Below are 19,751 nucleotides of genomic sequence, written 5' to 3'. Positions count from 1 at the left end.
TCAAATCTCCCGGGGAACATGGACCGCGCCCATGGCGAGCGCAGCGGCGATTTCAGCGGCGTCGAGGCCGGCGGCGGCGAGGATGGCGCGGCCATGTTCGCCGACCCGCGGCGCATGGGCATCGGTCGCCGCCCGCGCGCCGTCGAAGCGTGCGACCGCGCGGGCGCGGCGCACCGGTCCCGCCTGCGGATGGTCGGTCAGCGCGACGAAATCGTCGTGGGCGAGCTGCGCATGCCCCGGCAGCGCCGCCGAGCGGTTGGCGACGCCGCACGGCACCCCCGCCTCGGCCAACCGCTCGACCGCCTCGGCCGTCGTCATCGCCGCGACGCGCGGGGCCGAAAAGGCGCGCAGATCGTCCCAGTTGAGGAAACGCGTCGCCATGTCGGCATAGCGCGGATCGGACAGCAGCTCGGGTGCGCCGATCGCCCGCGCCCAGCCTTCGAACTCCGATTGCGACAGCATGACGACGACGATCCATCCGTCCGCCGTCGCCCAGGGACGATAGACCGCGGCGATGTTCGGCATCCGCGACGGCGCGTCGGGAAAGACTTCGGCCCCGTGCAGGTCGATCCAGCCATAAGCGACCGCCGCTTCGAGCATCGAGATATCGACCACCGTCCCCTCGCCGCTGCGCCCGCGCGCGACGAGCGCCGCGGTCGCAGCTTGCGCGGCATAGAGACCCGCCGTCTTGTCGCAGATCCACTGCGGCGCCAGCGTCGGCTCGCCGCTGTCGTCCCAGCTCACCATCCCCGATTCGGCCTGGATGATCGGGTCATAGGCGCGGGTGCCGCACATCGGCCCATCTTGCCCGAAACCGCTGATCCGCGCGATCACCAGATCGGGGCGGAGCGCGTGCAGTGCCGCGATGCCCAGCCCCAGCCGTTCCATCACCCCCGGCCGGAAATTGTGTATCAGCAGGTCGGCATGCGGAACGAGGCGGCAGAGCAGAGCGCGGCCCTCGGTGCGGGCAAGGTCGAGCGCGATCGATTGTTTTCCTGCGTTGAGCGCGACGTGCGCCGAACTGAACCCCGGCGCCGCGATCGCGCCCAGCAGGCGCGCCCGGTCGCCCTCGGGCGGTTCGATCTTCCACACGCGCGCACCCTGCTGCGCCATGATCTGCGTCGCGAGCGGTCCCGCGACAACGCTGGTCAGATCGATTACCGTGATGCCTTCGAGGGGCAGCATCTTCCTCTCCTCCATTATTTATTGCACAATAAGTCGGATATGGACGCAGAACGCAACATAATAATCGCTGGCGGCGGCACGATGAGCGCACGGATGCTGATCCTCGACCTGCTCGACACCGGCGAGCCGCCGGCCTTCTCGGTCGGCGAACTGGTGCGGGCGGGTGCCGCCTTCGGCATCGAGGCCCCGGGAATCCGCACCGCGCTGACGCGCCTCAAGACCGAGGACCGGGTGCGCGCGATCGCGCGGGGCCGTTACACGATCGGTTCGGGCGGCGCACCGCTCCAGCAGCTCATCCTGGGCTGGCGGACGCGGCTCGACCTGCGGCGGGCGTGGGGCGGCGGCTGGCTGCTGGCGATCGCGGGGCCGCTGGAACGCGCCGACCGGACGGCGTGGCGCCGCACGCTGCGCGCGCTGGACCTCGAAGGCTTTGCCGAGGCCGAAACGAACGTCTGGGCGCGCCCCGACAATCTGGAAGGCGGCGCCGAGGGGGCGCGGCAAAGGCTGGCGACGCTCGACGCGGCCGCATCGCTGTGCGTCGTCGAGGCGGCGGGGCTCGACGCGGGGCGCGCGGAACGCTTCCCGACGCTGTGGCCCGCCGACGCCCGGCGCGCGGCCTATCTGGAACTGGCCGGGGCGCTCGACCGCAGCGGCGCGCGCATCGACGCCATGCCGCTACACGCCGCGGCGGCGGAGACGCTGCTGCTCGGACGGCAGGCGATCCGCGCCATCATGCGCGATCCGCTGCTTCCCGACGCGTTCGGCCCGGCCGACGGCCTGTCGCGCCTGATCGAGGCGATGAACCGCTACGACCGCGTCGGCAAGGCGATCTGGCAAGCCTATCTGCGGGGATAAAGCGCGGCGCCTTCAGCCGCGCCTTTATCTGCACCATCCCAAATCCGTTGGGACGGTAATTTGGATACCAATGCATGGTTGTCTTGGCTCGCAAAGCCGCGTGCTCCCGCGAATGCGGAAGTCCAGAGCTTCGAAGAGCCAAGGGCGGCGCCACATCGCTCTGAGTCTCCGCCTGCGCGGGGACACGGCAAGGCTCATCCAAACATCATCACGCTCCAAACTCGACACATCAGCCCGCGACCTCGCGGCGGCGCACCATGTCGAGCGCGACGTCGACGATCATGTCCTCCTGACCGCCGACCATCTTGCGGCGGCCGAGTTCGACGAGGATCGCGCGCGTGTCGAGTCCGTGGTCGGCGGCGGCCTTTTCGGCGTGACGCAGGAAGGAGGAATAGACCCCGGCATAGCCGAGGGTCAGCGTCTCGCGATCGACGCGCACCGGGCGGTCCTGCAATGGGCGCACCAGTTCCTCGACGGCGTCCATCAGCGCGAAAAGGTCGCAGCCATGGTTCCAGCCATAGACGTCGGCGGCGGCGATGAAGACCTCCAGCGGCGCATTGCCCGCCCCCGCGCCCATGCCGGCAAGGCTGGCGTCGACGCGGATCGCACCGTTCTGCACCGCGACGATGCTGTTCGCGACGCCGAGGCTGAGATTGTGGTGCGCGTGGACGCCGCGCTGCGTCTCGGGCTTCAGCACGCGGTCATAGGCGGCGAGCCGCGCCGCATAGCCGTCCATCGTCAGCGCACCGCCCGAATCGGTGACATAGACGCAATGCGCGCCATAGCTTTCCATCAGCTTCGCCTGGCCCGCCAGCGCTTCGGGCTCGGACATATGGCTCATCATCAGAAAGCCCGCGACGTCCATACCGATGCCGCGCGCGAACTCGATATGCTGCTTTGCGACGTCGGCCTCGGTGCAATGCGTCGCGATGCGGACCGATCGCACGCCCATTTCATAGGCGTGCTTCAGATCGTGGATCGTCCCGATGCCGGGGAGAAGCAAGGTCGTGAGCACGCTATGCTCCAGCACCTCGGCCACTGCGCCGATCCAGTCCCAGTCGGTATGCGCGCCGAAGCCATAGTTGAAGCTCGATCCTTGCAGGCCATCGCCGTGCGACACCTCGATCGCGTCGACCTTCGCAGCGTCGAGCGCCCGCGCGATCGCGCGCGCATGGTCGAGGCCGTACTGGTGGCGGATCGCATGCATCCCGTCGCGCAGCGTCACGTCCTGGATATAGAGCTTTGTGGTGATGGGGTCGAAGCTCATGCCGCCATCCTTTCGGCGATCTTCTCGGCGGTCTTCAGCGCCGCCGAGGTCATGATGTCGAGATTGCCCGCGTAAGCCGGCAGATAATGCGCCGCCCCCTCGACCTCCAGAAAGACGCTGACCTTCAAGCCCGTGAAGCTGCCGCCCATTTCCGGAATGGTCAGCGGCGCGTTGCCGCCGATGCTTTCGAACTGCACCGCCTGCTTCAGCCGGTATCCGGGGACATAGCTCTGCACCTCGGCCACCAAGGCCTCGACCGACCGGCGGATCGCGTCGCGGTCGCCGTCGTCGCACAGGCAATAGACGGTGTCGCGCATGATCAGCGGCGGTTCGGCGGGGTTGAGGACGATGATCGCCTTGCCGCGCGCCGCACCGCCGACCTCGACGATCGCCTGGCTCGTCGTCTCGGTGAACTCGTCGATATTGGCGCGGGTGCCGGGGCCGGCGCTCTTCGACGCGATGGACGCCACGATTTCTCCATAATGCACCTTCGCCACCCGATTCACCGCCGCGACGATCGGGATCGTCGCCTGCCCGCCGCACGTCACCATGTTGACGTTGGGCGCATCCAGATGCGCATCGCCGTTGATCGGCGGGATCGTGTAGGGCCCGACCGCCGCCGGGGTCAGATCGATCACCCGCTTGCCATGGGCGATCAGCACCTCGCTATGCCGCTGGTGCGCACCTGCGGAGGTTGCATCGAAGACGATGCCGATGTCGGCAAAGCCCGGCATCGCGACGAGCCCGTCGAGCCCCTCGGCAGTAATCGGCACGCCGAGCCGCTCGGCGCGTTTCAGGCCGTCGGATTCGGGATCGATGCCGACGAACGCTCCCATCTCCAGCCCCTTCGACACGCGCATGATCTTGATCATCAGATCGGTGCCGATATTGCCCGAACCGATGATCGCCACTTTGGTTTTCGTCACGATCTCAGTTCCCGTAGGTGAAGCGGCATTCGCCGATGCCCGCGACGCGCGCGACCACCGCGTCGCCGGGCGTCAGCGCGACCATCGGCCCCAGCGCGCCGGCGAGCAGGATGTCGCCCGCCTTCAGCGGCTCGCCGTGGGCCGCCAGCGTCCGCGCCAGCCATGCGGCGGCGTTGAGCGGGTTGCCGAGCGCCGCGGCGCCGACCCCGGTCGAGGCGACCGCGCCATTGACGGTCATCTCCATCGCCGCGCCTTCGAGGTCGAGCCCGGCGAGCGGCCGACCTGCGTCGGCGAGCAGGAAGAAGGCCGACGATCCATTGTCGGCGACCGTGTCGGCAAAGCTGATCTTCCAGTCGGCGATGCGGCTGTCGACGATCTCGATCGCCGCATGGACGCGTGCGACCGCCGCCGCCGCCTGTTCCGCAGTCGTCGCCGGGTCGGGCAGGTCGGCGCCAAGGATGAAGGCGATCTCCGCCTCCGCCTTCGGCTGGATCGCCCGTGCCGGGTCGAGTCGGCCGCCGTCGGCGATGCGCATGTCGTCGAACAGCACCCCGAAATCGGGCTGGTCGACGTCAAGCTGCTGCTGCACCGCCTTCGCCGTCAATCCCGCCTTGCGCCCGACGATGCGCCGCCCTTGCGCTTCCCAGAAGCGCGTGTTGATCGTCTGCACCGCATAGGCGCCGTCGGCATCGGTCGGGTCCAGCCCGTCGCGAAGCGGGGGCACTGTCCCGCCCGCATAGGCGTCGCGCAGTCGCCGCGCGAGGTCTTCGAATGTCGCTGTCATCTCGATCTCCCTGCGCGCCTGCTATCAGGGATCGCGCCGGGCGCCACCGCGCGATTGCGATTATCTCTTAATATTCGAGAGCAAGCCTGCCAAAAGGTGGCATGAATTCGCCCTCGCCCCCCGCTTACACGTCGCAGACGCTGATCAAGGGACTGCGGCTGCTCGAAGCGCTGGTTCGCGACGGCGGGCGCTCGACCCTGTCGGCGGTGGCGGCGCGGCTGGCGCTGCCGCCGCAGACGGCGCATCGCCTTGCGCTGACGCTCGAGGCCGAAGGCTATCTGGTCCGCACCGCGAAGGGCGTCTATCGCGCCGCGCCGCGCCTCGCGGCCCTCGCGCAGCCCAGCGAGCCGCGCCCCGCGCTTGCCGCCGGCCTGCGCCGCCCGCTCGCGCGGCTGGCGGCACAGTTCGGCGCCTATGCCCATGCCGGAATTCTTGAGGATTCGATGGTCACCTACATTGTCAAGGAGCGCGGCGACGCCGCCGAGCTGTTCACCGCCGAACGGATGCAGCTCGAAGCCTATTGCTCGGCGATCGGCAAGATATTGCTCGCCGCGCTGCCCGAGCCCGCGCTGGCCGCCTATCTCGCCGGCGGCCCGCTGATCGCGCTGACCCCGAACACGATCACCGATGCGGCGGTGCTGCGAGACGAGCTGGCGACGATCCGCCGGACCGGCATCGCCTATGACCGCCATGAAATCCGCAACGACCTGTTCTGCATCGCGGTGCCGCTGCCGCCGGAGGACGGGCGCATCGAGGGCGCGATTTCGCTATCCTTCCTTGGGCGCACACCCGATGCGGCGGTGCGGCGCAAGGCGATCGCGCGGCTGCGCGCAGTAGCCCGCCACCTCGCCGGAGAGGCCGGTCAGGCGGGCGCCGCCAGTTCCGCCCGCACATAGTCGACCGACCCGGCGCCGCTTGTCAGCCGCTGGGCGCCGAGCCGCCGGTTCCACCAGCTTTCGGACCCGTCGGCGAGCCGCCATTCGTGCAGGCGGCGGGTGAAGAGCTGGAGGTCATGCTCGGCGCTGATCCCGATCGCGCCGTGCACCGCGTGCGCGGTTGCGGCGACGCGCGTCGCGGCCCTGCTCGCCACCGATTTGGCGGTCGCAGCGGCGGCTAGCGAAGGCGGCCAGGCCCCGGCGCAGCCGAGCTGCGACGCGATGCGCGCCGCGACCGCCTCTTCGGCCATCGTCGCCAAATTCTGCTGGAGCGCCTGCTGGCGGCCGATCGGCTTGCCGAACTGGACGCGCTCGTTGGCATAGGCAGCGGTCATGACGACGAGCCGATCCGCCGCGCCGGCGATCAGCGCCCCGCGCAGCACCGCCGCAAGCGCGCGCAATCCCCCCGCCGGCGCCGGCAGCATCCCGTCGAGCCCGTCCCATCGCATCCGCGCCGCGAGGCTGCGGGCAACCCCTGTCGCTTCGGCCCCGTCCGCCGCGACGAGGGCGAGCCGCTCGTCCTGTTCGACCAGCACATGGCGCGCGACGAGCCCGAGCGGCACCACCACCGTCTGTCCCGGCGCCGCCACGGCGAGCGCGACCGGTCCGTCGGGCAGCGGCGCACCGGCGTCCGCCAGTAACGCCCGCGCGATCATCGTCTCGCCGACCGGCAGCGGCACCGCGTGGCGCCCCAGCGCCTGCCATAGCGGCTGCACCGCCGCGACCGGCAGGCCGAAGCCGCCCGCCGCCTCGGCAACCAGCGCGTCGAGGAACCCCGATCCGGCGACCGCATCCCATATCGCATCGATATCGCCGCCCGCCTCGACCGCGCGCACCGCGGCGGGCGCGGCGACGGTTTCGAACATCCGCTCGAAGGGCGAAAGAAGCGCGTCGTGATCCATCATCGCAGTCCCATTCCGCGCGCGATGATCCCGCGCAATATTTCCCGCGTGCCGCCGCGCAGCGAAAAGCTCGGCGCGACGTGCGTCACATAGAGCAAGGTGCGATACAGCTCCGCATCGACCGGCTCGTCCGGATGCGCGGCGAGGTCGTCGCCGATCGCGATCGGCAGTTCCTGTTCGAAGCTGGTTCCGAGGTCCTTGACCAGCGACGCCTCGACCACCGGGCTCTCGCCGAGCGCGAGCCGCGCGGTGCAGGCGATCGACATCGCCCGCAGCGTCCCCAGCCGCGCGGTGAAATCGCCGACCAGCGCCAGCGTCGCCGAATCCTCGCGCCCCATCGCCTGCAGATGCCGAACCCAAGCGTCGAGCAGCACGACGCTCGAATAGATGCGCTCGGGCCCGCTGCGTTCGAAGGCGAGTTCGGCCGTGACCTGCTTCCAGCCCTCGCCCTCCTGCCCGATCAGCGCGTCGGCGGGCAGGTCGACATCCTCGAAGAACACCTCGGCGAAATGCGCGTCGCCCGCCAGATCGGCGATCGGCCGCACCGTCACGCCCGGCGCCTTGAGGTCGATGATGAGCTGCGACAGGCCGCCGTGCCTATCCTCGCTGGTGCCCGAGGTGCGGAGCAGCGCGATCATATAGGCGCTGTGCATCGCGTTGCTCGTCCAGATCTTCTGGCCGTTGACGCGCCAGCCGCTTTCGGTGCGCTCGGCGCGGGTGCGCACGCTGGCAAGGTCGGACCCCGACCCCGGCTCGCTCATCCCGATGCAGAAGAAAATCTCGCCGCGGCAGATGCGCGGAAGATAGTCTTCACGTTGCGCCTCGGAGCCGAAGCGCAGGATCAACGGCGCGCTCTGGCGATCGGCGATCCAGTGCGCCGCGACCGGCGCACCCACCGCGAGCAGTTCCTCGACGACGACGAACCGCGCGAACGGCCCGCGTTCGCCGCCGCCATAGCGCCGGGGCAGCGTCAGGCCGAGGAAGCCCGCTTCGCCCAGCCTGCGGCTGAACGCCGCGTCGAACCCCGCCCACGACCGGGCGCGAACCGCGTCACCGCGCGCCGCGACGACTTCGGCGGCGAGCGCGCGGATCGCCGGGCGCAGCGCTTCGTCTTCGGCGGGCAGCGCCGCGAGGGTCAATGTGTCGAACACCCGTTCTTCCCTCCTCTGTCGCCGGCCGCACCGCGGCAGATGCCGCATGCCCCATCGCCGCCCCGGCAGCAATAGATATGCCAGCCTCTTTCCCGAAGGCCGATTCGGTCACCCTCGCGGCATCGCCCACGCCGCCCACAGCCAGCCGGCAATCATCAGGGCGCCGCCGATCGGCGTCACCGCGCCCAGCCACCGCGGCGCGCCCAGCGCCATCGCATAGAGGGTGGCGGCGAACAGGATCGAACCGGCCAGCAGCATCGCCGCCGGCCCGCGCGCGGCGCCCATCACGGCGAGCGCCCCGACCGCGTGGATCAACTGATAGAGGCCGCCGGTCCGCAGCCATTCGGCCTCTTGCTGCCCCGCCGCGCCATGGGCGCCGAACGCGCCCGCCGCCACCGCGACGGCCGCGGAAATCGCCGCAAACAATCCGATCATCGATCCTTTTCCTTCCTTCGCGCGGCCGCCCGATGGCGCCGCGCGTGACAAAGCCGCAAAAATCGCATAAGGGCGCCGCCAATCATGCCAGTCAAGACCCTCCCCGCCCAGCCGAAAGTCGGCATGGTTTCGCTCGGCTGCCCGAAGGCGCTGGTCGACAGCGAACGCATCCTGACGAAATTGCGCGCCGACGGCTATGGCCTGTCGCCCGATTACGCCGGGGCCGACGTGGTGCTCGTCAACACCTGCGGCTTCCTCGACAGCGCGAAGGAGGAAAGCCTCGAGGCGATCGGCGAGGCGATGGCGGAGAACGGCCGCGTCATCGTCACCGGCTGCATGGGCAGCGAGGCCGACCTGATCCGCGCGCGCTTCCCGAAGGTGCTCGCGGTCACCGGTGCCCACCAGTATGAGCAGGTGGTCGACGCGGTCCACGACGCCGCGCCGCCGACGCAGGGGCCCTTCGTCGACCTGGTGCCGGAGGGCGGGCTCAAGCTGACCCCGCGCCACTACAGCTATCTGAAGATCAGCGAAGGCTGCAACCATAGCTGCGCTTTCTGCATCATCCCCGACCTGCGCGGCCGGCTGGTCAGCCGCCGCATCGACGCAGTGCTGCGCGAGGCGGAGAAGCTCGTCGCGGCGGGGACGAAGGAACTGCTGGTGATCAGCCAGGACACCTCGGCCTATGGCGTCGATATCCGCCACGACCCGCGCGAGTGGAAGGGGCGCGAGGTGCGCGCGCACATGACCGATCTCGCGCGCGAACTCGGCCAGCTTCGGACGAGCGAAGGCCGCGCGCCATGGGTGCGGCTGCACTATGTCTATCCCTATCCGCACGTCGATGCGGTGATCCCGCTGATGGCGGAGGGGCTGCTCACCCCCTATCTCGACATTCCCTTCCAGCATGCGAGCCCGAAGGTGCTGAAGGCAATGAAGCGCCCCGCGAACGAAGCGAAGGTGCTCGAACGGTTGGCCGCGTGGCGCGCGATCGCGCCCGACATCGCGGTGCGGTCGAGCTTCGTCGTCGGCTTCCCCGGCGAGACCGAGGAGGATTTCCGCTATCTGCTCGACTGGCTCGACGAGGCGCAGCTCGATCGCGTCGGCGCTTTCCGTTTCGAGCCCGTCGCTGGCGCGCAGGCGAACGCGCTGCCCGAACCGGTGCCGGACGCGGTCAAGGAAGAGCGCTATCAGCGGATCATGGAAAAGACCGCCGCGATCAGCGCCGCGAAGCTCGCGGCGAAGGTCGGCCGTACCCTCCCCGTCATCATCGACGAGGTGGGCGAAGCCGACGAGGATGGCAGCATCGGCGCCACCGGCCGCAGCCAGGCCGACGCGCCGGAGATCGACGGCCATGTCTACCTCCGCGACGTCGCCGCAGGGCTGAAGGCGGGCGACATCGTCGACGTGCTGGTCGAGGACGCCGACGAGCATGACCTGTTCGGGGTCGTGACCGCCTGATTTCCGGGCGACATTTTTACGGGAACGCTTCGGCCCGGTCGGTGGTAGAACAGATATCGACCGGGGGCCGACATATGCGGATAGCACAGCGACTGCCATATCTGATCGTCATCGCGACGGCGCTTGCCGGCTGCAAGGCGCAGACGGTCGCGGACATGGCGCCGCCCCGCGCCACCGACACCGCGCCGACACCGAAGCAGACCTCGCTGGTCGCGGTGCCGATCGACGCCGACGCAGCGGCGCTGCGCACCGCGCTCGAACGCGCGGTGCCGCGCACGCTGTGGACGATCGACCGACGCGAACCGAAGTGCGTGCCGCCGCAGGACGTCAAGGTTTTCGGCAAGAAGGTGAAGGTCACGCCGCCGATCGCCTGCACCATCGTCGGGCAGGTGACGCGCGGCCCCCTGCGGCTGCGCGGCGAAGGGCAGGAGATCGTCGTCGACGTGCCGCTGAACGCGCGGGTCAGCGCACGCGACGTCGGCGGCGTCCTGAAAGGGGAGACTGCGACCGGATCGGCGATGGCGCACGCGCGCATCCGCGTCGAACTGACCCCCGACTGGCGGCTGCAGGGCAAGGCGCGCATCGCCTATGGCTGGACGAAACCACCGGGGATCGACTTCCTCGGCCGGCGCATCACCTTCACCGACCAGGCCGACGCGAAGCTGAAGCCCGTCGTGCGCGATGTCGAGCGCGAGGTGAACCGGGAGATCGCCCGGGTCGACGTGAAGCGACAGGCCGCCGACATCTGGCGGCGCAGCTTCACCACCCTCGAACTCAATCGCGAGAATCCGCCGGTGTGGATGCGCCTGACGCCGCAGCGCCTCCTCTATGGCGGCTACCGCGTCGACGGACAGCGCATCAAGCTGAACCTTGCGCTCGAGGCGATGACCGAAAGCTTCGTCGGCGATCGCCCCGCCGACCCTGCGCCGACGGCGCTGCCGCGGCTGGTGCACGAAACGCCGCGCCCGCACCTCGACGTATTCGTGCCCGTCATCGCCGATTATGCGGAACTGGAACCGGTGATCCTGCGCGCGCTGGTCAAACGGTCGGCGCAGCCGTTCGAGGTTCCGAAGGTCGGGCCGGTGATGGCGAAGTTCTACAAGGTGACGGTCTATGGCGCGCCGGGCGGCCGCGTCGCGGTCGGCGTCTCGGTCACAGCGCAGCCGCAGCGCATCCCGCAGGGGCCGACGCACGGCCGCATCTGGGCCACCGCGATCCCTGTGAACGATCCGGGGTCGGCCGAGGTCCGCTTTGCCGATCTGACGATTCTGGGCGACACCGACGGGATCGGGGGCGATCTGCTGCTGAAGCTTGGGCAAAGCCCCGGCTTCTCGACCCTGATCGCGTCCGCGCTGACGCAGAATTTCACCCGCGACGTGGAAGAACTGGAAGGCAAGATCCGCCGCGCGGTCGATCAGCGGCGCGAGGGCGATTTCGAGATTCGCACGACCGTCACGGGCTTCGAGACCGGCGAGATTAAGGCCTATGGCGCGGGCCTCTATCTGCCGGTCCGGATGAGCGGATCGGCCAGCATCGCCTATCGACCCGCCCGATAGTCAGCCGGCCACCGTCTCTTTGTGGAGAATGCGGCCCGCGCCATCCGCGATCGTGAAGGTGACGCGCCACGGCACCTCGTCGGGGAAGCGCGTCCGGCCGAGCACATGGGGCTTCGCGCCGGCGACATAGCTCGCCGAATTGCGCGAGCGCGACTTGCCCGTCACCTCGACCGTATAGACATAGCGCTCGCCATGCCCCGGCCGGCCTTCGAGGGTCAGTTCGACATATCCCGCATGCCGTTCGGTCTGCAGCAGAATCGGTGAGGCGTCGCGAGATGTCATGGCGGTCGATCCCGAAGCGAGAAAAGCGGCAAGCGGTGCCGCCAACAGAAATTGCGCCGCCCGCACCCAGGCGCTCCACGGTTTCACCGGCGATTGCCCGGCTTGGGTTGCTGGACCGGCGGATCGGGCGGCCCGATCGGCAGCTGGTCGGAATCGGCGCCGAATATCCCTTCGGACCCCGGAAACTGGTTCAGGAACCGCGCCAGCATGTCGGGGCCGATCTCGCGCGCGATTAATTCAGGCGTGGGCTGCTGGCCCCGGCGGCGTATCATTTCCCAGGCCGTCGCGACCTCCCGGTACAGTTCCGCGCGCGGATGCTCCACCGTCAGCTTTTCCAGGCTGCCTTCGGGACCGCTATCGTCGCGCGGCAGGTCGATCGTGTCCGGCAGTTGCTCGACGGCGACGCTCGTGGATTTGCGGGCGTCGACCTGCTCGACCTGATCGCCGCCCTTTTCGCGGGGCGAGCCGATCTGGCTCACTGTGGTCGCCTCGCCCCCGCTCGGCGGCGGTTCCGCGGTCGGCGCGGCCAGAAGCAAGGCGAAGGCGACGATCAACGGCTTCCCGTCTGGGTGATGCCGATCGAGGCACCGCCCTCCTGAAGGATTTGTAGGATCAGGCCCGTGCCGATCTGATCGATGGCGGCCAGATTATCGTTCCCCTGCTGGGTGACGTCGAGCGCGTTCCCCGCGCCGGTCTGTGTCAGCATGGCTATATTGCCGATACCGTCCTGAAGCAGGCCGACATGGTTGGCCGCGCCGGCGTCCGCCTGCTGGGTCACCAGCGCGCTGTTCGCTTGGCCGGATTGCCATATGCTCGCGATATTGCTGCCCCCTGGCGCGCCGGTCTGGCGAACGCCGACGGTGCCGTCGCTCCCTTCCATCGCCAGCGTGACGGCGGCCAGCGCATCGCCCTGCTGGACGATGTCGGCCCGAAGCGCGTCGCCGGTCAGCGTGATGTCGACGGCCGCATGAGGAGCGTCCTGCGCCACGTCGACGCCGCCGGCGGAGCCGATCTGCTCGATCGTCACGCTCTGGCCGGGATGCTGGCCCTGCGCGACCGCGGCCGAAAGCCCGGTCCCCGACTGGTCGATCGTCGCGGTGGACTGGGCCATAGCGACGCCCGGCCCGGCCGACAAGGCCCCGGCGGCGAGAAGCCATAGATCACGGCGTTTCATCGGACTTCTCCCTGCAATAAAAAGTCCCCGGAGGGCGCCCGGGGGCGTCCTCCGGGGCGCGGGGTCACTGTGCGACGTTCGCCACGTTGAACGATCCCGACTGAAGAACGGTCGAGACGTTTCCGTTGGTGAGCTGCGTCACATTCGCGGTGTTGTTGTTGCCGCTCTGATCGACCGACGAAGTGTTGCCCGAACCAAATTGCAGGACGAGCGCATATTGCGAGTTGCCTGCCTGGGTCACGGTCGAGCTGTTGTTGTCGGCATACTGGCCGACACCGGCATAGCTGCCGCTGCCGGTCTGGACGATCGACGAGCTGTCGAAATTGCCCGTCTGCTCGTTGACCGCGACATGGTTGTCGCCATCCTGGTCGATCGACGACGTGCCGTCATTGCCATATTGGTAGATCGCCGCAGAGAAATTCTCCGTCGGCGGGCTATCCTCGCGCTGGATGATGCTGCCCGTATTGCGGTTGCCGACCTGATAGACCAGGGCGTCGCTGTCCTCGGACCGCTGGACGATCGATGCGTCATTGTCGTCGCCGGCAAGCTGCCAGACATAAGCGACCGAACGGTTGCCGTGGTTCAGCACGCTCGACACGCTGTTCGTGCCCCACTGCAGGACCTCCGCATAGCCGTCGTTGGCCCGCTGGAAGACTTCGGAGTCGTTGCCGTCCCCGGACTGGTCGACATAGACCGACGAATTGATCGGCCGGATGCCGCCCGGCGACGTCTGGTCGACAAGGCTGCTGTTGCCGTTGCCCGACTGGTCGACGGTCGCCAGCACCGATTCGCCGTCCTGGACGATGTCGGAACTGTTGCCGTCGCCGCTCTGGTTGACGTCGGCGTCGTCGTCGGTTCCGGTCTGCAGGACGGTCGAGAAATTGTCGGCCCCGCTCTGCACGACATAGGCCTCGCCGACGTCGCCGATCTGATCGACCGTGCTGTCGTTTCGCAGCCCGGTCTGCGTCACCTCGGCGATCTGGCTGCCGGTGCCGCCCTGGTTGATCATGCTGTTGTTGCCGTAGCTGTCGTCGGTCAGCGCCGCCGTCGCATCGCCCTGAACCACCGTCGCGCTGTTGCCGTCGCTGGTCTGGTTGATCGTCGAGGACTGCCAGTCGTCGACCTGCGTCACGTCGGCATTATTGTTGTTGCCCGACTGATTGACGAACGATTCGGTCTGGATCGCGATGGTCGACGTGTCCTGCGATACCGTGGCGACATTATTGTCGCCGGACTGGTCGACCTCCGACACGTTGATCGGGGTCGAACCCGATCCGTCGTCGGCCTGGGTGACGTTGGCGAGGTTGTTGGCGCCGCTCTGGGTGACCAGCGAATCGCCGCCGTCCAGCGAACCCGTCTGGTCGACATTGGCGGTATTGCCGGTGTTCGACTGGTTGACGGTGCTGACCGATTGGGCGAGCGCCGGTCCGGCGATTGCTAGCGCGAGAACAGAAGCCGCGCTCATCATCATCTTCTTCATCTTCCTGCTCCTTGGCTTTTGCGGCAGGCGATGCGCCTCCGCAATACAAAGGCCGGATCCGTTGCGTCATCCAGCGCCGGCCCCGCTGGTTGCCGACGGGAAGAGAGAACGCGGTCGGGTGCGACGGCGACGGGGGGGTATCGGCGCCGCCGCACCTTGCGATTCCGCCGCGGCTGCGATATGAAGCCGGACGGACGCTCGCGTCTGGCGAGGTTTCCCGTAAACCTTGCCAAGTCCGGTCTCGTCGACATCACGATGCCAATCAGAGTGTCGACGGGACCGCCTTTCGTGCCCGGATGATCCGGGCGATTCCTTCTATTCCCCTCCCTTGTTCGGCTGGGCCGTGACGTTCGTCGTATCCAGCGTGTTTAGCGTCGGTATGGGCGGCGCGGGTTGCGCCGGTCCGGTCGGGCGTGCAGCCGGCTGCGCGGGCCGCGCCGAAAGCTGCGGTGCATCGCCGCGATGCGCCGGCGCCGCTGGCGCACGCGCCTGGACATAGCCGGGCGTGCATGCGCCGGTGATCGTGCTGCCATCGGTGCGGCGCACCAGTTCGACCGCCTCGGGTTCGATATTGTCGCGGCGCGCATAATATTGGCGGAGCAGCTTTTCGCCGAACTCCGGCTGCGTCGACATGCACCACAGATCGCGCCCCGCGCCTTCGATGATCAGGCCGTAGACCGCGGATTCGATCGCCTGCTGAAGCGCAAGAGCGTCGGGCTCGTTGGTCGCGACACCGCCCTCCAGTTCGAGTAGGTCCTTGAACGCGACATAGCGGAAGGCATTGGCGTCGAGCCCGATCGACGCGATCGACTTGCGTACGCTGACGGTCAGCAGCACCTCGCCCGTCTTCACGCTGACGGCACGGAGATAGACGGTCACCGTATCCTCGCGATATTTGGTGCTGCCGCCGATGCCCAGGAACCGCGCGCCGATACCGCCCGACTTGGTGTTGGTATCGTATCCGATGATGCCGCCTTCCAGGATGACGCCCGCGAAAAGCAGCGGGGGAAGCGCCTGGCGATTGAGTTTCGTCTCGCCCAGGTAGGACGCCCGCATCTCGCGGATCACGGCGCGCTCGCGCAGCAGATTGTCGAGGCGCTCGCGCTCGATGACGGTGAACCAGCGCCCGCGCCCCGATTCCTGCAGTGCCTTGACCAGAATCGAGGTCGCACCCTGCGTGACCGCGCGCGACAGCGTCTGGACCCCTTCGGTGGGTTTGAACTGGCCCGTCTGATCGGCGAAATTATAGACCGCGACCGAGATATTATCGCCGGGTGCCGGCAGGCTCTGCAAGGTGTGGGTCGCGGGGGTCGGCAGCACCGGCTGCGGCGCCGACCAGCTCGCCCCGTCGTTCACGGCGCACGCGCAGAGCAGCGTCGTGGCCGCCGCTACGACGGCGGTGCGAAGGCGCAGGGGAGAGGTCATTCGCCCGGTCCCGTCAGGCCGCCGTCATCGCTGCCTTGCAGCAGCGGGATGACGATCTCGGTCACGCTGCCGTCGGCGTTGTTGGTGATCGTCAACGTGACCGAATCAAGGCCGCGGACGAAGGAAATCTCCTGGTCCCCGAACTGGATCAGGCCGCTGTCCTGCGCGTTCTCGCCAAAGATGATGTCGGTGATCTGGGTGGCCAGAGACGACAGCAGGCGGCTTTGCAGCGTGCGCAGGAACTGCTGCGCCGGATCGGTCGAGGTGACGGCGTTCGGGTCCTTATATTTGTTCTGCGCGGAGGCGATGCCCAGAAGGTGGGCGGAATTGAAGGGGTTGCCGCCGAACGAGGGATTGACGGGCGTGTAGACGATGTCCTGCGCGTGCCCCCCCGCCGGCATCAGCACGGCACACGCCCCCAGCGCCGCTGGCGCGGCCCACTTCGCCCGGAAAATCATGGCACGTCCTCCGCCTGCTATCCCCGCCGCAAATTCGCGACCCGCCTGCCGGTCGCCCGGAAAGCGTTTGAGGCTCGGGGTGCTTCGACCAACCGCCCGTTATCGCGACGTGGAGAGCCGAAACATTTGTCGCGGCAGCCGATTGGCAACCGCCGAAGTGGATGACGCTATGCCAGGATGGGCGAGTCGCCTACCCGTACCACTACGGATGGTGGCTTTACGGGTAGATGGCTAAGGGAGTAATAGGCCAAAGACGTCATACGAGGTCGCCCGACGAAGTTTCGAAAGCAAATCATCGAACAACGGTTGGGAGTTAGGGAGATGAAACACGACCTGGTCCATGTCGTTGACGACGACGAGGCCGTTCGCAACACGCTCTCCCTCCTGCTTCACGCCAATGGCTACCGGGTGCGGCCATGGTCCAGCGGCGAGGCGATGCTGGCGAACGATTTCGACAGCGAGCCGGCCTGCGTGCTGATCGACCTGCGCGCGCCGACCGCGGCGGACCTCGACCTTCTGGAAGCCATCAACCGGCGCGGCACGATGGTCGCGACGATCATCCTTTCGGAACAGGCGGATGTTCGGACCGCCGTCGCCGCCCTGCAACGCGGCGCCGCCAATTTCATCGCGATGCCCGCCGAAAGCGAATTGCTGCTGAACGGCATCCGCGACGTTCTCGGCTCGCTGCACAATCGGCAGGCGGCGGACGCGCGGCGCCGCGACGCGATCGCCCAGCTCGGCAAGCTGTCGCCCAGGGAGCTCGAGGTGCTGTATGGCGTCGCCAGCGGCAAGCAGAACAAGGTCATCGCGCTCGAACTGGGGATCAGCCCCCGTACGGTGGAGGTCTATCGCGCGAACATCATGGAAAAGATGAACTGCAGGACCCTCGCCGGAATATTGAGAATCGCATTCATTGCCGGACTGCTGGAGGACAACGTCATCGCGGGCGCCGCCTGATCGTGGCGGCACGGGTCGTGCGAGACCGGCGATAGCGGCTCCGCGATCAGAAAAGCCGCGTCAACGAATAGAAGATCGCTGCGACCACCGCGCTCGCGGGAATGGTGATGAACCAGGCGACGACGACGTTGCTCGCGACGCCCCAGCGCACCGCGCTCGCGCGGCGGGCGACGCCCGCGCCGATGACGCTGCCGGTGATGGTGTGCGTCGTCGACACCGGGATGCCGAACCAGCTTGCCGCGAACACCATGATCGACCCGCCGGTCGACGCGGCGAAGCCCTGATGATGCGACAGCTTGGTGATGCGCCCGCCCATCGTCTCGATGATCTTCCACCCGCCCGACAGCGTGCCGAGCGCGATCGCGACATAGCAGCTGATCGCAACCCAGTGCGGCACGTGGAATTCGCCGTCCAGATAGCCGGTCGAATAGAGCAGCACCGCGATGATCCCCATCGTCTTCTGCGCGTCGTTGAGTCCGTGGCTGATCGAATAGGCGGCCGAGGAGAAGAGGTGGAGGCGGCGAAAGCTCTTCTCGGCGAATTTCGCGGTCGCGCGGCGCAGCGCCCAGCTGCTCGCGAGCATGACCAGCATCGCCAGCAGCATGCCGAGCATCGGCGACAGGAAGATGGCGATCACGGTCTTGTTGAGCCCCGACCACTGGATGCCTTCGAAGCCCGCATGCGCGACGCCCGCCCCGACGATGCCGCCGACCAGCGCGTGGCTCGACGAGGAAGGAATGCCTTTGATCCAGGTGACGATGTTCCAGAACATCGCACCGACCAGCGCGCCGAACACGACCGCGGGCGTCACCAGATTCTTGTCGATCAGTCCGGCCCCGATCGTCTCCGCGACCCGGTGCAGTTCGGGGAAGCTGATCGACAGGAAATAGGCCGCGAAGTTGAAGAAGGCGGCGAACATCACCGCCTGCACCGGCCGCAGCAGGCGCGTGGCGACCACCGTCGCAATGCTGTTCGCGGCGTCGTGCAGCCCGTTCAGGAAGTCGAACGCCAAAGCGAGCAGGATCAGCCCGGCGAGAAGGGGAAAGGCCAGTTCGTGCATGGGCCTATCCGTCCAGTGCCAGAGAGCCGTTCGTGTCGAGCGAAGGCGGGACACCCCCCGACCCCGTACGGTCCCGATGGGCATCTCGACATCGTTTATCCTGAGCGCCTGCAAGGCAGCCGAAGGGCTCGATGCGAACGCGATTTTTCATGCCGGGCATGTCTTCCGTCCGCTCACGCGTGATCGATGACCAGGCCATCGATCTCGTTCGCGACGTCCTCGAAGCGGTCGACGACGCGTTCGAGATGGCTGTAAAGCTCGCGCGCGATCATGAAATGGATGGTGTTCGTCGCGCCATGTTCCTTGAACAGGCGGCGGAGGCCCGCGTCGTGGATCTCGTCGGCATGCCCCTCCATGCGGACGAGCCGCTCGGTCAGTTCGTGCAGGCGCGCGCCGTTGGCGGCGACGTTGCGCAGCAGCGGCAGCGCCTCGACCGTAAGCCGCGCCGCATCGACGATGATCGCGGCGATGTCGCACATCTCGGGCTCGAACGTCTTGACGTCGTAGAGGTCGATGGCGCCGGCGGTCTTCTGCATCTCGTCGATCGCATCGTCCATCGAGGCGATGAGGTCGGTGATCGCGCTGCGGTCGAAGGGGGTCAGGAAGGTGCGGCGCACCGTCTGCAGGACCTCGCGCGTAATCTCGTCGGCGTCATGCTCGCGCTCGACAATCTCCTGGACGTGATCGGCCATCCCCTCGCCGCCCTGCAGCAGCCGCGCGAGCGCCTCGGCGCCCGCCGCCAATGTCGCCGCATGCGCCTCGAACAGGTCGAAGAAATTGCCCTGCCTCGGCAGCAGGCGCTGGAACCAGGCAAACATGCGATTGACCCCTGTCTTTTCGGCCACGTGGAACATGAACCCCGACCGCTGCGCCGCGGCGCGAAAGCCGCTGTCCCCGAACGACCGGATCAGCGCCTGAAGGTCGGGCTCGTCGACCGACGCCGCCGCCGCGTCGAAGGGGAACCAGCGCCGTTCGCGCTCGTCCATTTCCTTCCATTCGTCGAGTTCGCGCGTCACCGCGAGCGGAAACACCTCGACATCGTACATGATCGCCGCGCCGTTCGGGCGGCGCTTGCGGTATTGGAAGCTGCCGATCGGCGTCGGACAGACCGCGCCGACCACCCCGGCCTCCTCCTCCGCCTCGACCGCGGCGGAGGCGTGCCGTTCCATGCCGTTCAGCGGATTGCCTTTCGGGATCACCCAGCGCCCGGTCCCGCGTGAGGTGATCAGCAGAATCTCGGTCGGGCCGTCCATGCCTGGCCCGCCGAATCGATAGGGAAGGACAGCGATCTGCCGCATGTCGTCGGCGTTTACCCCTTGCGGTCCGCGCAAGCGAACCCGTGATTGCGAATTGGTGACGCCCCTATGACAATATTGTGACAGCGGCAATGGCGCATGGTGTCGAGCCCGGTTTCCGTACCCGTCAATTCGATTGCAAAATGCAACGCTGTGCGTAAGCTGTTTG

At 67.8% G+C, this 19,751-nt stretch carries 20 protein-coding genes; 5 read left to right on the top strand and 15 right to left on the bottom strand.

Features of this window, described 5'->3' with window-relative positions:
* Positions 1-1,185, bottom strand: a complete 1,185-nt coding sequence (locus ABS88_RS06120) for a CaiB/BaiF CoA transferase family protein (RefSeq protein ID WP_158682096.1) — start codon at positions 1,183-1,185, stop codon at positions 1-3.
* Between the two features lie 39 nt (positions 1,186-1,224).
* Here ABS88_RS06120 and ABS88_RS06115 point away from each other — a divergent pair, with 39 nt between their 5' ends.
* A complete protein-coding gene (locus ABS88_RS06115; protein WP_234002592.1) occupies positions 1,225-2,040 on the top strand; it encodes a hypothetical protein in 816 nt (271 codons plus the stop codon).
* 229 nt (positions 2,041-2,269) lie between these two features.
* Here the strand turns inward: ABS88_RS06115 and dmpG are convergent, their stop codons facing one another.
* Genes dmpG through ABS88_RS06100 form a run of 3 tightly spaced genes read right to left on the bottom strand, consistent with a single transcriptional unit; the run spans position 2,270 to position 5,017 of the window.
* Positions 2,270-3,307: a 4-hydroxy-2-oxovalerate aldolase gene (gene dmpG, locus ABS88_RS06110; protein ID WP_286749403.1), complete on the bottom strand. Its 1,038-nt coding sequence runs from the start codon at positions 3,305-3,307 to the stop codon at positions 2,270-2,272.
* The gene (locus ABS88_RS06105) at positions 3,304-4,233 is read right to left on the bottom strand and encodes an acetaldehyde dehydrogenase (acetylating) (RefSeq protein WP_104959442.1); all 930 of its coding nucleotides are present in this window, start codon (positions 4,231-4,233) and stop codon (positions 3,304-3,306) included. The genes dmpG and ABS88_RS06105 overlap by 4 nt, the downstream gene beginning before the upstream one ends.
* A gap of 4 nt (positions 4,234-4,237) precedes the next feature.
* The gene (locus ABS88_RS06100) at positions 4,238-5,017 is read right to left on the bottom strand and encodes a 2-keto-4-pentenoate hydratase (protein ID WP_286749402.1); all 780 of its coding nucleotides are present in this window, start codon (positions 5,015-5,017) and stop codon (positions 4,238-4,240) included.
* Positions 5,018-5,118: 101 nt separating this feature from the next.
* Between ABS88_RS06100 and ABS88_RS06095 the strand changes: the two genes are divergently transcribed.
* On the top strand, positions 5,119-5,913 hold the full coding sequence (locus ABS88_RS06095) for an IclR family transcriptional regulator (RefSeq protein ID WP_158682094.1): 795 nt from the start codon (positions 5,119-5,121) through the stop codon (positions 5,911-5,913).
* Here ABS88_RS06095 and ABS88_RS06090 read toward each other — a convergent pair.
* The 3 genes from ABS88_RS06090 to ABS88_RS06080 form a co-directional block, all read right to left on the bottom strand.
* On the bottom strand, positions 5,880-6,857 hold the full coding sequence (locus ABS88_RS06090) for an acyl-CoA dehydrogenase family protein (RefSeq protein WP_234002591.1): 978 nt from the start codon (positions 6,855-6,857) through the stop codon (positions 5,880-5,882). The genes ABS88_RS06095 and ABS88_RS06090 overlap by 34 nt on opposite strands.
* The gene (locus ABS88_RS06085) at positions 6,854-8,005 is read right to left on the bottom strand and encodes an acyl-CoA dehydrogenase family protein (RefSeq protein WP_234002590.1); all 1,152 of its coding nucleotides are present in this window, start codon (positions 8,003-8,005) and stop codon (positions 6,854-6,856) included. The genes ABS88_RS06090 and ABS88_RS06085 overlap by 4 nt, the downstream gene beginning before the upstream one ends.
* A 108-nt stretch (positions 8,006-8,113) precedes the next feature.
* Positions 8,114-8,440 (bottom strand): DUF423 domain-containing protein, encoded by a 327-nt coding sequence (locus ABS88_RS06080; protein WP_076074544.1) that lies wholly within the window; start codon positions 8,438-8,440, stop codon positions 8,114-8,116.
* Between the two features lie 84 nt (positions 8,441-8,524).
* Here ABS88_RS06080 and rimO point away from each other — a divergent pair, with 84 nt between their 5' ends.
* Both rimO and ABS88_RS06070 read left to right on the top strand, forming a co-directional pair.
* Positions 8,525-9,895, top strand: coding sequence for a 30S ribosomal protein S12 methylthiotransferase RimO (gene rimO / locus ABS88_RS06075; RefSeq protein WP_286749401.1), 1,371 nt, complete (start codon positions 8,525-8,527; stop codon positions 9,893-9,895).
* 74 nt (positions 9,896-9,969) lie between these two features.
* Positions 9,970-11,451: a DUF4403 family protein gene (locus ABS88_RS06070; RefSeq protein WP_076074541.1), complete on the top strand. Its 1,482-nt coding sequence runs from the start codon at positions 9,970-9,972 to the stop codon at positions 11,449-11,451.
* Here the strand turns inward: ABS88_RS06070 and ABS88_RS06065 are convergent, their stop codons facing one another.
* The 6 genes from ABS88_RS06065 to ABS88_RS06040 form a co-directional block, all read right to left on the bottom strand.
* The gene (locus ABS88_RS06065; RefSeq protein WP_076074539.1) at positions 11,452-11,733 is read right to left on the bottom strand and encodes a hypothetical protein; all 282 of its coding nucleotides are present in this window, start codon (positions 11,731-11,733) and stop codon (positions 11,452-11,454) included.
* Between the two features lie 83 nt (positions 11,734-11,816).
* On the bottom strand, positions 11,817-12,287 hold the full coding sequence (locus ABS88_RS06060) for a hypothetical protein (protein WP_104959439.1): 471 nt from the start codon (positions 12,285-12,287) through the stop codon (positions 11,817-11,819).
* A complete protein-coding gene (locus ABS88_RS06055) occupies positions 12,284-12,907 on the bottom strand; it encodes a hypothetical protein (RefSeq protein ID WP_104959438.1) in 624 nt (207 codons plus the stop codon). The genes ABS88_RS06060 and ABS88_RS06055 overlap by 4 nt, the downstream gene beginning before the upstream one ends.
* A gap of 64 nt (positions 12,908-12,971) precedes the next feature.
* Positions 12,972-14,387, bottom strand: coding sequence for a hypothetical protein (locus tag ABS88_RS06050; protein WP_076074531.1), 1,416 nt, complete (start codon positions 14,385-14,387; stop codon positions 12,972-12,974).
* Between the two features lie 315 nt (positions 14,388-14,702).
* Complete coding sequence (locus tag ABS88_RS06045; protein ID WP_076074529.1) at positions 14,703-15,812, bottom strand: CsgG/HfaB family protein; 1,110 nt, start codon at positions 15,810-15,812, stop codon at positions 14,703-14,705.
* Positions 15,809-16,270 (bottom strand): curli assembly protein CsgF, encoded by a 462-nt coding sequence (locus tag ABS88_RS06040; protein WP_067105661.1) that lies wholly within the window; start codon positions 16,268-16,270, stop codon positions 15,809-15,811. Before ABS88_RS06040 ends, ABS88_RS06045 begins: the two co-directional genes overlap by 4 nt.
* Positions 16,271-16,591: 321 nt before the next feature.
* On the opposite strand from ABS88_RS06040, the gene ABS88_RS06035 reads away from it, so the two are divergent.
* Positions 16,592-17,227: a response regulator transcription factor gene (locus ABS88_RS06035; protein ID WP_076074526.1), complete on the top strand. Its 636-nt coding sequence runs from the start codon at positions 16,592-16,594 to the stop codon at positions 17,225-17,227.
* A gap of 46 nt (positions 17,228-17,273) precedes the next feature.
* Here the strand turns inward: ABS88_RS06035 and ABS88_RS06030 are convergent, their stop codons facing one another.
* Together ABS88_RS06030 and ABS88_RS06025 are read right to left on the bottom strand one after the other, a co-directional pair.
* Complete coding sequence (locus ABS88_RS06030) at positions 17,274-18,287, bottom strand: inorganic phosphate transporter (RefSeq protein ID WP_067105665.1); 1,014 nt, start codon at positions 18,285-18,287, stop codon at positions 17,274-17,276.
* Positions 18,288-18,460: 173 nt separating this feature from the next.
* A complete protein-coding gene (locus ABS88_RS06025; protein ID WP_169799626.1) occupies positions 18,461-19,585 on the bottom strand; it encodes a DUF47 family protein in 1,125 nt (374 codons plus the stop codon).
* Positions 19,586-19,751 lie beyond the last annotated feature (166 nt).

It is taken from the genome of Sphingopyxis sp. SCN 67-31 (assembly GCF_001725095.1).
Note: the sequence above shows the minus strand (reverse complement) of the source record. Positions and strands in the feature narration are given on the sequence as shown.